The sequence below is a fragment of the Hyphomicrobium sp. genome (genome assembly GCF_019753045.1).
In the GTDB taxonomy this organism is placed as follows: Bacteria; Pseudomonadota; Alphaproteobacteria; order Rhizobiales; family Hyphomicrobiaceae; genus Hyphomicrobium_B.
Map to the genome: position 1 here is coordinate 1 of NZ_JAIELN010000008.1, position 14382 is coordinate 14382.

General features: G+C 61.3%; 13 protein-coding genes and 1 pseudogene. 9 read left to right on the forward strand and 5 right to left on the reverse strand.

The annotated features are described in order from the left end of the window. From glpD to K2Q04_RS10115, 3 genes are all read right to left on the reverse strand, one after another. On the reverse strand, window positions 1–1042 hold a 1042-nt coding region (gene glpD / locus K2Q04_RS10105; protein WP_291162804.1), incomplete at its 3' end, for a glycerol-3-phosphate dehydrogenase. 40 nt (window positions 1043–1082) lie between these two features. Then, window positions 1083–3014 carry a sodium/substrate symporter small subunit gene (locus tag K2Q04_RS10110; RefSeq protein ID WP_291162806.1) on the reverse strand — a complete coding sequence of 644 codons (1932 nt, stop codon included), beginning with the start codon at window positions 3012–3014 and terminating at the stop codon, window positions 1083–1085. Between the two features lie 420 nt (window positions 3015–3434). Continuing rightward, on the reverse strand, window positions 3435–3977 hold the full coding sequence (locus K2Q04_RS10115; protein ID WP_291162809.1) for a copper chaperone PCu(A)C: 543 nt from the start codon (window positions 3975–3977) through the stop codon (window positions 3435–3437). Window positions 3978–4141: 164 nt separating this feature from the next. Between K2Q04_RS10115 and coaBC the strand changes: the two genes are divergently transcribed. The 4 genes and pseudogenes from coaBC to K2Q04_RS10135 all read left to right on the forward strand — a co-directional run bounded on the left by coaBC (window position 4142) and on the right by K2Q04_RS10135 (window position 7924). Next, a complete protein-coding gene (coaBC, locus tag K2Q04_RS10120) occupies window positions 4142–5377 on the forward strand; it encodes a bifunctional phosphopantothenoylcysteine decarboxylase/phosphopantothenate--cysteine ligase CoaBC (RefSeq protein WP_291162811.1) in 1236 nt (411 codons plus the stop codon). Then, a pseudogene (gene dut / locus K2Q04_RS10125) lies at window positions 5374–5814 on the forward strand (dUTP diphosphatase); the annotation flags it as partial. The gene coaBC and the pseudogene dut, both read left to right, overlap by 4 nt. A gap of 243 nt (window positions 5815–6057) precedes the next feature. After that, window positions 6058–7059, forward strand: coding sequence for a cysteine synthase A (gene cysK / locus K2Q04_RS10130; RefSeq protein ID WP_291162815.1), 1002 nt, complete (start codon window positions 6058–6060; stop codon window positions 7057–7059). A 28-nt stretch (window positions 7060–7087) separates the two neighbouring features. After that, window positions 7088–7924 (forward strand): HesA/MoeB/ThiF family protein, encoded by an 837-nt coding sequence (locus K2Q04_RS10135; RefSeq protein ID WP_291162817.1) that lies wholly within the window; start codon window positions 7088–7090, stop codon window positions 7922–7924. Between the two features lie 71 nt (window positions 7925–7995). Here the strand turns inward: K2Q04_RS10135 and K2Q04_RS10140 are convergent, their stop codons facing one another. Then, entirely contained in the window at window positions 7996–8994 is a 999-nt protein-coding gene (locus K2Q04_RS10140; RefSeq protein ID WP_291162819.1) for a D-glycerate dehydrogenase, read from the reverse strand. A gap of 426 nt (window positions 8995–9420) precedes the next feature. Between K2Q04_RS10140 and K2Q04_RS10145 the strand changes: the two genes are divergently transcribed. After that, a complete protein-coding gene (locus K2Q04_RS10145; protein WP_291162822.1) occupies window positions 9421–9849 on the forward strand; it encodes an SH3 domain-containing protein in 429 nt (142 codons plus the stop codon). Between the two features lie 51 nt (window positions 9850–9900). On the opposite strand, the gene irrA is transcribed toward K2Q04_RS10145, so the two are convergent. After that, window positions 9901–10338, reverse strand: a complete 438-nt coding sequence (gene irrA, locus K2Q04_RS10150) for an iron response transcriptional regulator IrrA (RefSeq protein WP_291162825.1) — start codon at window positions 10336–10338, stop codon at window positions 9901–9903. A 275-nt stretch (window positions 10339–10613) separates the two neighbouring features. Here irrA and fabA point away from each other — a divergent pair, with 275 nt between their 5' ends. The 4 genes from fabA to K2Q04_RS10170 all read left to right on the forward strand — a co-directional run bounded on the left by fabA (window position 10614) and on the right by K2Q04_RS10170 (window position 14336). Beyond that, a complete protein-coding gene (fabA, locus tag K2Q04_RS10155; protein WP_092868900.1) occupies window positions 10614–11138 on the forward strand; it encodes a bifunctional 3-hydroxydecanoyl-ACP dehydratase/trans-2-decenoyl-ACP isomerase in 525 nt (174 codons plus the stop codon). Between the two features lie 66 nt (window positions 11139–11204). Next, on the forward strand, window positions 11205–12437 hold the full coding sequence (gene fabB / locus K2Q04_RS10160; RefSeq protein WP_291162829.1) for a beta-ketoacyl-ACP synthase I: 1233 nt from the start codon (window positions 11205–11207) through the stop codon (window positions 12435–12437). Between the two features lie 133 nt (window positions 12438–12570). Beyond that, window positions 12571–13440, forward strand: a complete 870-nt coding sequence (gene fabI, locus K2Q04_RS10165; RefSeq protein ID WP_291162832.1) for an enoyl-ACP reductase FabI — start codon at window positions 12571–12573, stop codon at window positions 13438–13440. A 50-nt stretch (window positions 13441–13490) separates the two neighbouring features. Continuing rightward, entirely contained in the window at window positions 13491–14336 is an 846-nt protein-coding gene (locus K2Q04_RS10170) for an aspartate/glutamate racemase family protein (RefSeq protein WP_291162834.1), read from the forward strand. Window positions 14337–14382 lie beyond the last annotated feature (46 nt).

Genomic DNA, 14382 nt, shown 5'->3' on the forward strand with positions numbered 1-14382 from the left:
CGGACGCGCTTTCGCTGCCGTCGTCCTCGAGCGGTCGCACGCCTGCGAAACTCCAGACGATGTCGGGACGCGTGACGGGTTCGCGGAAAAAGCGATTGGCGGCGTCGAGCAAGTAATCTTCTTCTTCGCGCGAGGCGCTGGCAGTTCGCGGATCGCCTGCGAATGTTTCCTCGGTCGTTCCGATCAACGTGAAGGCGTCTTCGAAGGGCAACGCGAAAACGATGCGGCCGTCGCGGTTTTGAAAGGTGTACGCGTCGTCGGCTCCGGCAATGCGCGGCACGGTGATGTGGCTGCCTTTGACCAATCTGACGGTTGGCGGTGCCGCTTTTTGCTGGCCGGTCGCGAGGGCTGCTACTTTCGCAACCCATGGTCCCGCCGCATTGACGACGGCGCGGGCGGCAATGCGTCGTCCTGACGATCCGAGAGCGGCCGCCCAAACACCATCTTCGGCTTGCAAGCCGGTGACGGGCGTTCTCGTTGCGACGCGTGCTCCGGCTTCGCGCGCGGCGATCGCGTTCAAAACGACGAGACGGGAATCGTCGACCGCGCAGTCCCAGTACGTGAAGCCGCGAAGCAATTCGGAAACGAGAGGTGCGCCGGCAGGATCCTGCCGCAGATCGATGGCGTGCGACGCGCCCAGGGACTCGCGGGCGGCAAGATGATCGTAAAGAAAAAGTCCCGCGCGCATCATCAGCTCGTGTCGCATCCCGGCGACCTGCGGAAGGATGAAGCGCAGCGGGCGGATGATGTGCGGCGCTTTCGCGAGAAGCACTTCGCGCTCGGCCAATGCTTCGCGAACGAGCCGGAATTCAAAATGTTCGAGGTAGCGGAGGCCGCCGTGAATGAGTTTGGAGCTCGCCGATGACGTTGCGCCCGCAAGGTCGTCGGCTTCGGCAAGGAAAACCGACAGGCCACGCATCGCGGCATCGGCCGCGATTCCAGCGCCGTTGATGCCGCCGCCAATCACGAGGAGATCGTAAATCTCGTCAGCCATTGCGTTGGTGCCGCCGTGCGTTGCGCCGTTTCTCGGACGCGTTGTCACGAGCCCAACTCTAGGCGACTCGTTCGCGCGCGCGAAGGTTTCAGGCGGGCGCTTCGGGCGTCTTTTTTCGCGGCCGCAGCAGAAGGCTGATCAAAAGTCCTGCAATGAAGCCCGCAGGGACGGCAACCAGCGTGATGGCTGCCGGTTTCAGGCCACCCCAGTTGGCAATTGTCGTGACATGCTTGACGAGAGCCGCGTGCGCGAGCGCTGCGGCGTCGGGTGTCGTCGCTGCGGCGAGAGCGGCCTGGAGTTCCGCGAAGCGCTTCGCGGCAACCGCGGGGGCATCCGAAAGGCCGCCCGAAATACTGAACAGTTCGACCGGCCAGATGTGGACACCGAGCAGATAGACGGCGGTGATCAACGTTCCGACGAGCATCGCCGCTATCGCGCCTGCCGCGTTCATATGGCGCCAGTGCAGCCCAAGAACGAGGGACGGAAAGATGCCTGCGGCAAGCAACGAAAAGCCTTCGGCGGCGAGCAGTCCCGTTCCGATAGCGGCAAAGAGTGCTACCATCGCGGCGACGACCAGAAGAGTTCCGCCGACCGACACCGAACGAAAATCCATATCGGGAGAGCGCTCTTCGCGCGTCGTCCTGATCTCGCGATCGGCGACGACGATCGAGGAGAGGAGCGCGTTTCCGACGAGCACGGACGCGAGTACGACGGCGAGCAGCAACGGATATTCCAACATGGGGCTGAGGCCAGAAATCATGGGTGCTGCAACGACGAACCCGTCCGTCGTGAACGCCAGATCCTGAAGTCTGAGGAAGCCGCGCTGTCCGGAAGCCTTGGCGCACGCTGCGGCGAGATCGGCCGATGCGAGTGAGGTCTGGTCGCAGACTTTTACCCAGCCCTGCGCACTCGCCTCGGCGAACGACTGGGGAATCGAAGCGATTTCGATACCCTTGGACATCACTTCTTCGAAGCCGATGCGACTGTAGATCGCGAGCGGCGGAAGACTGGCGATAAGTATGGCGACGGCGACGAGGGCGACAGCTGTACGCTTGACCGCGCCTCCGGGTGCGACCGCCGATTGCGATACGTGACGCCCGAGAAGATGCGGAGCCGCGACGACGCCTAACGCTACTGCGAGCAGCAGGCCCGCGAAATTTCGCATCGAAAGTTGGAGGAATGGGGACGTCATCGGCGTCAGAGATTTCACGTCCGATAGCCTGCTGACGACGAGCGCCTGATTGAGATTGGCGTGGCTTTCGAGGGCGGAGCCGAGCGTGAAGTGCGGCAGCAGCGAGCCGCTTGCGAAGACTGCGAGTGCGATGAGCGTTGCGAGCAGTCCGGCGGCGACGGCGACGAAGCCCAATCCGCCGCTCATTTTTGCCGGTGCGAAGAAAGTGCCTGCAAGCCAAGTCGCGGCGATCGCCACCGTGATACCGAGGATCGCCTGGTGCATCGGGATGCTGATGAGGCTCTGCAACGCGAGAGAACCCGCTCTGATGTCGGCCGCCAGTAGCAGGCCCGTTGCAGCCGACGCGATGAGAAACGCCAAGCGGCGCGTCAGGCTTCCGCCGTAGCGGATCGCGAAGAAACCGCTGATCGATTGCACGGGATAAAGAACGAAGCGCGGCGCTACGAGGATTGCGAGCAAGGCAACGCCGGCGACGAGGCCGAGCGGCAGCGCCAAGCCGTCGTAGCCCATTGCCGCGATGTAGCCGGTGAAACCCAGAAGCGCGACTGCACCGACGATCTCGCCCGCGAATATGAGCGCAGGGCGGATGCCTTCGCGCACCGGCACGCCGCCGGCTTTCCAGGCATAGAAAGCGACCAACGCAACGAGACCGATGATTGCGCCCTGAGCAGCAATCCAGAAGCCAAGCGGGAATCCGCCGATACGGATGACGTTGAGCGTCAGAGCCGACAACGGCAACGCAATCGCCAAGATCAGCCAAATCAGCAGGCTCGCCAGCAGCAGGCGACCAGAAGGCCGACTTGCGCCGGCAATATCCCCCAGACCCATCTTCACCCTCTCTGCGCCCCCGACACAGCATCCAAAGCGCGCTATTGGCGTCAGAAAGGCGTTACGATCAAGGCAGCGGACACAATTGGCCCGGCGGCCTGCCCGCCGGCGCCGCCCGGGATATCGGATACGGCTCCGTTGTGCTCGGTGCCGCCAGCGCGTGTGTTTGAAATTTGAGGGGTATTAAAACGGCAATGGGGTGGTTCGCGTTACCGAACCACCCCAATAGTTTCGTCCCTAGACTTGGACCTTTATTCGTTTTTTAGCCCTGCGACCGGTCCCGGCCTTCGCAAGTGGCCGCACCATGTACCAAACGATCTTCTGCGTCAAGTCACCGCGCGACATAAATAATTTTCGATTTTTCGATGCCCGAAAGATGATCAGTTGCGGATCGCACGACGGTGGATTTGCGCCGTTGTTTTACTCATGTGTCATATCGTGGTGCATGGAGCCCATCGAATCATCAACAGGCTGCTTGGCAAGGCCGTGAGGGCCCATAGCGCCTGGGGCCTCGACCGTTCCTTCGACTTCGATGGGTCCGGCCTTTTCGAAGGTCAGCGTGAGCTTGACGAGGTCGCCCTCTTTCAGCTGCTGCTTTAGACCCATCAGCATGATGTGATCGGCCATCGGCTTCAGAACGATGGATTGGCCGGGTTTCAGGTCGATGCCGTCGAGGCGGCGCATCTTCATGACATCGCCGTCCATCGTCATCGAGTGAACTTCGCCGTTTGCCGCGACGGGCGATGAAACGCCGATCAGCCGGTCGGAGGTATCCTTGTCGGTCTTGATCTCGGCGAACGCCGCGCCGATTTTCTGGCCTTCCGGGGTCGCGCGCGCCCAGGGATGGGCAACCGTTACGCCTTTGACGGTCACCTCGTGGGCCTCGGTGGCCTCAGTCAGAGCCGGCGCCAAGGTGGCTGCAAGGCCTGCCAGGAGGGCAAGGGCGGGGATTTTGAAACGCATGGGCAAATTCCTCCAGAGTGCGCGTTCGGGCGGATATAAGTCAAAACTGGATAAATGGCACGGGGCGACCGTGAAATTTGCCCTCTTGGCGAACGGCTTAACCTCAGGCTTCGGGGAATGTGCTAAAATGTATATTCTATCGAGCGGTAACGGGACTTAACGATTTGTCTTCGGCCAAGCGCATCCTACTGATCATCGGCGGCGGAATTGCTGCCTATAAGTGCCTGGACCTGATCCGGCGGCTTCGGGAGCGGGGTCATAGCGTCCGCGCCGTGATGACCAAGGCCGCCCATCATTTCGTGACGCCGCTTTCCGTTGGCGCATTAACGAACGAGCGGGTGCTGACCGACCTCTTCGATCTCGACGATGAGCGGGAGATCGGACACATCAGGCTGGCGCGCGACAGCGATTTGATCGTCGTCGCACCGGCGACCGCCGATCTCATCGCGCGGATGGCCGGCGGCCACGCCGACGATCTCGCGACGGCCGTTCTGCTTGCCACCGAGAAGCCCGTCCTGCTCGCACCTGCAATGAACCCTCAGATGTGGCTCAATCCGGCGACGCGCCGGAACGTTGCTCAACTCAAAGCCGACGGCATCCAGATCATCGGGCCGGCTGTCGGCGAGATGGCCGAGCGCGGTGAAGCTGGGCCTGGACGTCTCGTCGAGGTTCCGGAACTCATTGCTGCCATAGAAGGCGCATTCGAAGCAGGCGGGTCCGGCGGCGGCGTCCTCGAAGGACGGCACGTCATCATCACGAGCGGACCGACACACGAACCCATCGATCCGATCCGGTATCTGGCGAACCGCTCATCGGGCAAACAGGGTTTCGAACTCGCGGCTGCCGCGGCCGAACTCGGCGCGCGCGTGACGCTGATCACCGGCCCCGTTTCGCTTGTGGAGCCGGCTGGCGTCGAAATCATCCGCATCAAGACGGCTGCAGAAATGCTGGAAGCGGTGAAGGCCGCTTTGCCCGCCGATATCGCCGTTTTCGCCGCGGCCGTTGCGGACTGGCGCGTCGAGACCATCCAGACCGAAAAGATCAAGAAGTCCGAGAAAGAGGGTGCGCCCACGCTTTCGCTCACGGAAAATCCGGATATCCTTAAGATGATCGCACGGCCGGGGCCTGAGCGGCCGCGTCTCGTCATCGGCTTCGCGGCTGAAACGCAGAATGTGTTGACCCACGCCCAGGCGAAGCTCAAATCCAAGCGCGCCGACTGGATCGTCGCCAACGACGTTTCGCCGTTGTCGGGTGTGATGGGCGGCGAAAACAATACCGTCCATTTGATCACCGCAAGCGGTGTGGAGAGTTGGCCTGAGATGAGCAAGGCGAAGGTTGCGAAAAAACTCATGGAGCGCGCCGCGGAGCAGCTTCACGCCAAGCGCACGGCCGCTGAATGAAGGTCAAGGTCAGGCGTCTCGAGCACGCAGAAGGTCTTCCGCTCCCCGACTATCAGACCGCGGACGCCGCAGGGTTCGATCTCGTGGCTGCTGTTTCGGGCGATGTTGGCGTCACCATAGCACCCGGAGCACGCGCGCTCATTCCGACGGGCTTGATCTTCGAGCTGCCACGCGGAATGGAAGCACAGGTACGTCCGCGATCGGGGCTTGCCGTGAAGCACGGCGTGACGGTTCTCAATAGCCCCGGCACGATCGACGCGGATTATCGGGGCGAAGTCGCTGTCATTTTGATCAATCACGGGACTGACCCGTTTATCGTGGCGCGCGGAGAACGGGTCGCACAAATGATCGTTGCTCCGGTTGCGCGCGTAAAACTCCGCGAAGCCAAAAGGCTTACTGCAACAAAAAGGGGCGCGGGTGGTTTCGGGTCTACGGGTATTAGCGAGTCCCCATCCCATGATACGACCGGACGGCAGAAAGCCGTTGCTAAACGATCGGGCAAGGCGCAAAAAAAATCCAAATCGTGAGGTCGCGCGCAGGCGCGTTAATCACAAAAAGTGCAATGCTTATGGGCCTCTATGCGCGTTCCTCACCTCTTGAGGGCGACACTCGAACCTGCGAAAACCGTTCCCATATTGCGCACAGTGAGCGCGTCAATCCGAGGGCGAATCGAGATAACCATGACAGACACGATCGAAATCAAAACACTCGAAGCCACGAAGAGCTGGGGACGCGGTCGCGTCTACGAGAGCATCACTGAAACAATCGGTCATACGCCGCTCGTGCGGCTCTCGAAGATCAAAGCAGCAGCGAAGCTCAATGCTGACATTTTGCTGAAGCTTGAATTCTTCAACCCGCTCTCATCGGTCAAGGATCGTATCGGCGTTGCGATGATCGACGCACTCGAAGCTGAGGGCCGCATTAAGCCCGGCAAGACGGTGCTGATCGAACCAACTTCGGGGAACACAGGTATCGGTCTCGCATTCGTCGCTGCGGCGCGCGGCTACCGGCTCATTCTCGTCATGCCGGAAACGATGTCGATCGAGCGCAGAAAAATTCTGTCGCACCTCGGCGCGGAACTCGAATTGACGCCAGGCGCTGGCGGTATGCCGGCAGCTGTTGCGCGCGCTGAAGAGCTTGCCAAGGTGCTTCCCGATGCCGTGATCCCTGGCCAGTTCGACAATCCGGCCAATCCGCTCGTCCACGAAAAGACGACGGCGGAAGAACTCTTCAACGATACGAAGGGCAAGATCGACGCGCTTGTCATCGGTGTCGGCACCGGTGGCACGCTGACGGGTGTCGGCCGCATTCTCAAAAAACGCATTCCGGGGCTCAAGGTGATAGCTGTCGAACCGACGACTAGCGCGATCCTCTCCGGCCAGCCGCGCGGTCCGCACAAAATTCAGGGCATTGGCGCAGGGTTCATTCCAAGCGTTCTCGATACCGGTCTGATCGACGAGGTCGTGACCGTCGCGAGCGATACGGCATTCGAAGTTTCGCGCACTGTTGCCAAGGTCGAAGGTATTCCCGGCGGTATCTCGACGGGCGCCAACGTCGCCGCGGCGATTGCCGTCGCCGAAAGGCCGGAATTCGCGGGCAAAACGATCGTCACGTTTGCGCCGTCGTCTGCGGAGCGTTATTTCTCGAGCGAACTCTTCGTCGATCCGCAGCCGAAGACCTAAGCACTCGCGCGAAAGATTATCAGGCCCCATGGCACAGCTCACGTCAGACGAAGTGCAGCGCTTTAAACGCCACCTTGTTCTGCGTGACGTGGGTGCCCCGGGGCAGCAAAAACTCAAGGCGGCGCGCGTGCTCGTCATCGGCGCCGGCGGACTTGGTTCACCGGTCGTCACCTACCTCGCGGCGGCTGGCGTCGGGACGATTGGCATCATCGACGACGACACTGTCTCAATCGACAACCTTCAGCGCCAGATCGCTCATCGCACGGAGGATGCGGGCAGGTTGAAGGTCGACAGCGCACGCGACGCGATCCTTCGCATCAATCCGCACGTCACCGTCGAGACTTATGCTGAGCGCATCGACGCTTCGAATGCCCTAGACATCATCTCGCGCTACGACATCGTTGCTGACGGTTCGGATAATTTCGCGACGCGTTATCTGGTTTCGGACGCGTGCTATTTCGCGAAGCGGCCGCTTGCTTATGCGGCGCTCGGATCGTTCGACGGTTACGTCTCGGTTTTCAAGCCGCACGAGAAAGACCCGCAAGGGAATCCTTACCCGTCGCTCCGCTGCGTTTTTCCGGAAGCGCCTCCGGCAGGGCTTGTCGCCAATTGCGAAGAGGTCGGCGTGCTCGGACCGGTCGCGGGCGTCGTCGGGACTTTGCAGGCAACGGAAGTCGTGAAAGAGCTGTTGGGTCTCGGCGAGAGCCTTGCCGGACGGCTGCTCATCTACGACGCGCTCGCGACGCGGTTCGAAGTCGTCGCAATCGCCTGGGATCCGGATAATCCTCTAACGGGACGGAATCCGACGATCACCGATCTTGCGTCGGGGCAGACTTCTGCAAATCCGGCGTGCGCCGCGGAATAATTTTCAGAAAACGTTCGAGAGCAAAATTTTGAGACCGGCGGCGCTTGTCGTCGCCGCCGGTAAAACTCAGCTCAGAGCATCGCAGGATGAACGCGGTCGGGCGGTGCGTGCCCGTCGGCGAACGCCTTGATGTTGATGATCACCTTCTCGCCCATGTCGACGCGGCCTTCGATCGTCGCCGAGCTCATGTGCGGCAAGGCAATGACGCGGTCGGACGCCAAGAGCCGCGGATTGACGGCCGGCTCGTGCTCGAACACGTCGAGGCCTGCGCCTGCGATCGCGCCCGCTTCGAGAAGGCGAGCCAGCTCGTTCTCGTCGACGACCTCTCCGCGCGCCGTGTTGACGATGTAAGCCGACGGCTTCAGCAACTTGAGCCGGCGTGCCGACAACAGGTGATAAGTGCCAGGCGTATGCGGGCAGTTGATCGACACGATGTCGACGCGCGTCAGCATCTGGTCGAGGCTCTCCCAGAACGTTGCCTCGAGTTCCGCCTCGACGTCTTCGGAGACGCGACGCCGGTTGTGATAGTGGATCTGCAAGCCGAACGCCTTGGCGCGACGCGCAACCGCTTGGCCGATGCGGCCCATGCCGACGATGCCGAGCCGCTTGCCGTAGATGCGGTGTCCGAGCATCCATGTGGGCGACCAGCCGGACCATTTTGTCGCGGGGTCGCGCATGTACGCTGCGCCTTCGGCGAGGCGCCGGGGCACCGCGAGGATGAGCGCCATCGTCATGTCGGCGGTATCTTCGGTCAGCACGCCGGGCGTGTTGGTGACCAGGATGCCCCGGTTGCGGGCCGTGTCGAGATCGACATTGTCGACGCCCGTTCCGAAGTTCGCAATCAGGCGAAGCTTCGGGCCGGCTTGCGTCAGCACGGCGCGGTCGATGCGGTCAGTCACCGTCGGCACGAGGACGTCGGCGGTTTTGACGGCTTCGACGAGCTGAGCCTGACTGAGAGGCTTGTCTTCGAGATTGAGGCGCGTGTCGAAAAGCTCGCACATCCTAGTCTCGACGACATCGGGCAGCTTGCGGGTGACGACGACAACAGGTTTCTTTGGGGGGGTGGGCATTCGTTTCCCGTTGCAAGAAAATCGCGGCGTTCACATGACCCTTGCGAGGCCGCTTGAGAAAGTGCGGCCCCGTGTCTATCAGATGGTCTTCGCGAAGACAAAGTCCTGAAATCAGTTGCGGACGCCTAACACGAAGGCACGCTAGCCATTTTCTTTGCCGAGCGCGGGTTACACGCGGGGTTACAGGCCGCTTCAATGACAATATCGTTCCTAGAGCATAGACACGCCCGGCCGCGGGTGGGGTTGCGGCTGCCGCTTGGAAGCGGCTGGGCGACCGGCTTTCGGGCCGTACAGGCCAGGTTAGCGGGCGTGAGGGCAATTGGCGGCGGGGCGGTCCTCGCAGCTGCAGCAATCGCATTGGCCCTGGCAGTGCCCGGGCACGCGCTGGCGGCTGATTCGCCGGCGCTCGCCGGAAGCGGCTTGCCAGTGCCTCGGTTCGTCAGTCTCAAGTCGGACAGGGTCAATCTCAGGAACGGGCCGGGGACCGACTACCCGACCTCATGGGTCTACCGGCGCGCCGGACTTCCACTGGAAGTCATCAAGGAATTCGAGATCTGGCGCCAGGTTCGCGACGCCGAGGGCGCTACGGGTTGGGTTTTGCAGTCGTTGCTGTCTGGCCGGAGAACGGGCCTCGTTCTGCCTTGGGAACGCAAGACCGGGACGTCGCCGCCGCTGGTGCCGATCATGGCGAGCGATAGCGAACATACGAACGTGGTCGCGAATGTCGAAGCGGGTGTCATCGCCGACCTGCACATGTGCGACGGGCGCTGGTGCCGCGTAACGGTGGATCAATATAGCGGCTACATCGAGCAGAAGAAGCTCTGGGGCGTCTACGAAGGCGAGACGTTCAAGTAGAGTGCTACGCGCGCCAATCGGTGCGCGAGACGCTCAAGCTTTTGCGAATACTCAAGCCTTCGTCAGGCGCACGACCACATCGACGTGCGTGATCTTCAGGCCTTCGGGCGGCTCGGGAAGTCCGGCGACGGTGATCGCATCGCCGGGGATGTCCATCAGCTCGCCATTCGGCTCGAGCAAGAAGTGATTGTGATTGGACGTGTTGGTGTCGAAGTAGGCCTTCGAGCCTTCGATCGCCAATTCACGTAAGAGCCCGGCGCGCTTGAACTGGTGCAGGGTGTTGTAAACCGTCGCGAGCGAGACATGCTCTCCGAGGCCCGCGACTTCGGCGTGAAGCTGCTCGGCCGTTACGTGGCGGTCGCCGCCCTCGAACAGCAGCTTGCCGAGCGTCATGCGCTGCCGGGTCGGCCGGAGGCCCGCTTTTCGCAGGAGCTCAGGCGTGGAGAGCGGTGCTTCTGGTGCCATGCTTGCCGGAGATTTATCAGACATTTGCGTTTGCAGAACCGTGATTGCGTCCCCACGTTGGACCAACATGATGTCAGTCCCTACGAAACGCGGCGAATTATGATGAGTATAGTCACTTGCCTTAAAAGCCGCAACTTACGGCGAGAATGGCTCTTTAAGACCGGTCAACGCCCTGTTACACGCAGCGGCCAGCACTGCTAGGCGCAAGGGCAGGCGTATGTTACGACCCCCTTATCTTGACCTTCCCGGAGCATAATGTGAACGAACACCGCATAGTCGGCCATGAAACGAGGGGACCAGTGGCGGAACGCCGTTCGAGCTTCGAATTCGATGATTTGCTGGCCTGCGGGCGCGGCGAACTGTTCGGCCCGGGGAATGCGCAATTGCCGCTTCCGCCGATGCTTATGGTTGATCGCATCGCAACGATCTCCGAAACTGCCGGCGCACACGGTAAAGGCCTTATCGTCGCCGAGCTTAAGGTTGCTGGCAACGAGCGCCTGGACTGGCTATTCGCCTGCCATTTCAAAGGTGATCCGGTGATGCCGGGGTGCCTCGGCCTCGACGCTCTCTGGCAATTGACGGGATTCTATCTGGGCTGGCTCGGTCTCACCGGACAGGGCCGGGCTTCCGGCGTCGGCGAGGTCAAATTCACGCGTGAAGTTACGCCTGACGTAAAACTGCTCGAATATGTCATAGACATAAAGCGGGTCATTGCCCGGAAGCTGAAGCTCGCAGAGGCAGACGGTGTCCTGAAGGCCGATGGCGAGGTGATATACACAGCCAAGGACCTAAGGGTCCTACTCAAGTCGAGCGAAGGTCCTTAAGCGTTTGCGCAGAGGGCCCGGCTGTCAAAGCGGGCGGCAGCAGGAACCGCAGGAGTGAACGAGCGCATGCGGCGCGTAGTTGTGACTGGCATGGGTGTGGTGTCCTCGATAGGGAACAACACCCAAGAAGTTCTCGCTTCGTTGAGAGAGGCGAAGTCCGGTATTTCTCGTGCAGAGAAGTACGCCGAATTGGGCTTCAAATGCCAAGTCCACGGAGCCCCACAGATCGAGTGGGAGGCAATGGTTCCCCGGAAGCCCAAGCGCTTCATGGGGGCAGGTGTCGGCTGGAATTGGATCGCGATGGATCAAGCCATCCGCGATTCGGGTCTCGAAGCGTCCGACGTCGTCAACGAGCGCACCGGCATCATCGTCGGTTCGGGCGGACCGTCCACGCGGGCAATCGTCCAGGCGGCTGAAGTTACGCTCGAATCCGGGGGGCCGAAAAAAATCGGACCGTTCGAGGTCCCGAAGGCCATGTGCTCGGGCCCGTCTGCGGCGCTGGCTACGGCTTTCCAGATCAAGGGCGTTAACTATTCGATTTCATCGGCTTGCGCGACGAGCTCGCACTGCATCGGCAATGCTGCCGAGATGATCCAGTGGGGCAAGCAGGACGTGATGTTCGCCGGTGGGTGCGAAGAACTCGACTGGACCTTGTCGAATCTCTTCGACGCGATGGGCGCCATGTCGACGCACTTCAACGACACTCCGACGCGGGCGAGCCGCGCCTACGATAAGAATCGCGACGGTTTCGTTATCGCAGGCGGCGCCGGCGTCGTTGTGCTCGAGGAACTGGAGCACGCGAAAGCCCGTGGCGCGAAGATCTACGCCGAGATCGCAGGATACGGCGCGACGTCCGATGGTTATGACATGGTTGCGCCGTCGGGCGAGGGTGCGGAGCGCTGCATGCGCTTGGCGCTCAAGGGATTTGACGGTAAAGGCTTGCCCAAAATCGATTATCTCAATCCGCACGGAACGGGCACTCCCGTCGGTGATGCGAAGGAGATCGATGCTATCCGCACCGTGTTTGGCGGCAAGGCACCGGTCATTTCGGCGACGAAATCGTTAACGGGGCATTCGCTCGGCGCGATCGGCGTACAGGAAGCGATTTTCTCGCTTCTCATGATGAACAACGGTTTTATCTGCGAAAGCGCCAATATTGACGAGCTTGACCCGGCCTTCGCCGATATGCCAATCGCTCTGAAGCGTATAGACAACGCTGAACTTAACTGTGTGATGTCGAACAGCTTCGGTTTTGGCGGCACAAATGCCACTCTGATTTTCCGCCGGCATGATGCGTGAGTAACAAAAGCTTTCCTGGTCGCCGCTAGGAACTGCGTAGCGGCGGACGGTGAGGGCTATGAGAGTATACAAGCGTGGTGCCGGCTGGTTTGACGTTCGCGGGCGTACCTTTGGTGACAAAACGAGGCTTCCTATGACCGACTTCGATATCGCAAAGCCTGGCCCTTTGATGGCGGGCAAGCGCGGTCTTGTAATGGGGGTCGCCAACGATAGGTCGATCGCTTGGGGCATTGCGCGCGCGCTTGCGGGCCAAGGTGCAGAACTCGCCTTCACCTATCAGGGCGGCGCATTCGGCCGCCGGGCGCTGCCGCTCGCGCAATCGCTCGGTTCGAAAATCATCGAGGAATGCAACGTCCTCGACCTTGCGAGCGTCGACAATGTCTTCGCGCGCATCAAGGAAGAATGGGGCAGCCTCGATTTCGTCGTTCACGCGCTCGCCTATTCCGATCCGAAAGAGCTTGCAGGGCGCTATGCCGATACGAGCCGCGAGAATTTCATCAACTCGATGGTGATCTCGTGCTTCTCCTTCACCGAAATCTCGAAGCGCGCTGCAGCGCTGATGCCGAACGGCGGCTCGCTGATCACGCTTTCTTACGGCGGCGCGACGCGCTGGGTGCCGTCCTATAACGTCATGGGCGTTGCGAAGGCCGCGCTCGAAGCATCCGTGCGTTATCTCGCCGCCGATCTCGGGCCGCAGGGCGTGCGCGTCAACGCGCTCTCCGCCGGTCCGATGCGCACACTTTCGGGCGCCGGTGTTTCCGACGCGCGCGTGATCTTCAATTTCCAGCGCGATAACTCGCCGCTGCAACGCACGCCGACACTCGACGAGGTTGCGGGCTCGGCGCTCTATCTGCTGTCGCCGATGTCGGGCGCCGTCACCGGCGAAGTGCATTTTGTCGATTGCGGCTATAACACCGTGTCGATGCCTTCGCTCGAAGGCCTCAAGGAGCACGACACCGAAGGCAAGACGGCCAGCCGTTCGCCCTCGGCTGCTGCGGAGTGACATTTCGCGGCCGTTGACGTCCGCCAGCGGGCGTCGCAAACACTCCGCTCATGATCGGGGTATTTGATTCAGGTCTCGGCGGGCTGACCGTCCTGCGTGAGCTCGTCGCGCGGTTCAAGGCCGTCGATTTCGTTTATCTCGCCGATCATGCCCACGTCCCCTACGGCAACAGGCCTTCGGAAGACATCGTCGATTTTACGCGGGATTGCGTAGAGCAATTGTTCGCGCGCGGGGCGAAGCTCGCGCTTCTCGGCTGCAACACGGCGACGGCTGTGGCGCTTCGGCGCTTGCAGCAACAGTGGCTGCCGGAGAGCAAGTGGGCAGGCGCGCACAATGTCCTCGGCATCGTCGCTCCGACCGTCGAGGCTGCAACGCAAACGCCTTGGGCGGTGACGTCGCCGCAATATCCGCAGAAGTACAATACCGACACCATCGGCGTGTTCGGGACGACGCGGACGATCTCATCCGGCGTCTACGCGGAAGAGATCCGCAAGCGCTGTCCGAAGGTTACGGTCGTCCAACAGATCTGCTCGGAGCTTGCGGGCGCAATCGAGAACAAACGTCCGCTGGTGGAGCTCGATGTGCTGGTCCGCGATGGTGTTGCGGGTCTTCTCGGTCAGACGGGGAATTTGCCGCCGCATCGCGCAATCCTTGGGTGCACGCACTTTCCGCTCGTCGAGCCTTTGTTCAGGAAATATCTCCCGCCGTTCACACGCATTCTTTCGCAGCCCGAGGTCGTGGCCGACAGCTTTGAAGATTATCTCGCGCGCCGAACGAATTATCTGGATGGCGGTGAAGGCGGCATGCTGACGTTGCTGACAACCGGCGATCCGGACGAAGTGAGTGAAAAAGCACGCGTTTTCTGGCCAGACGTGCCACATTTCGCGAAAGCCTGACGCCGAGTTGCAACGCAGACACGGCATAGCTTCTCCGCCGTCACTG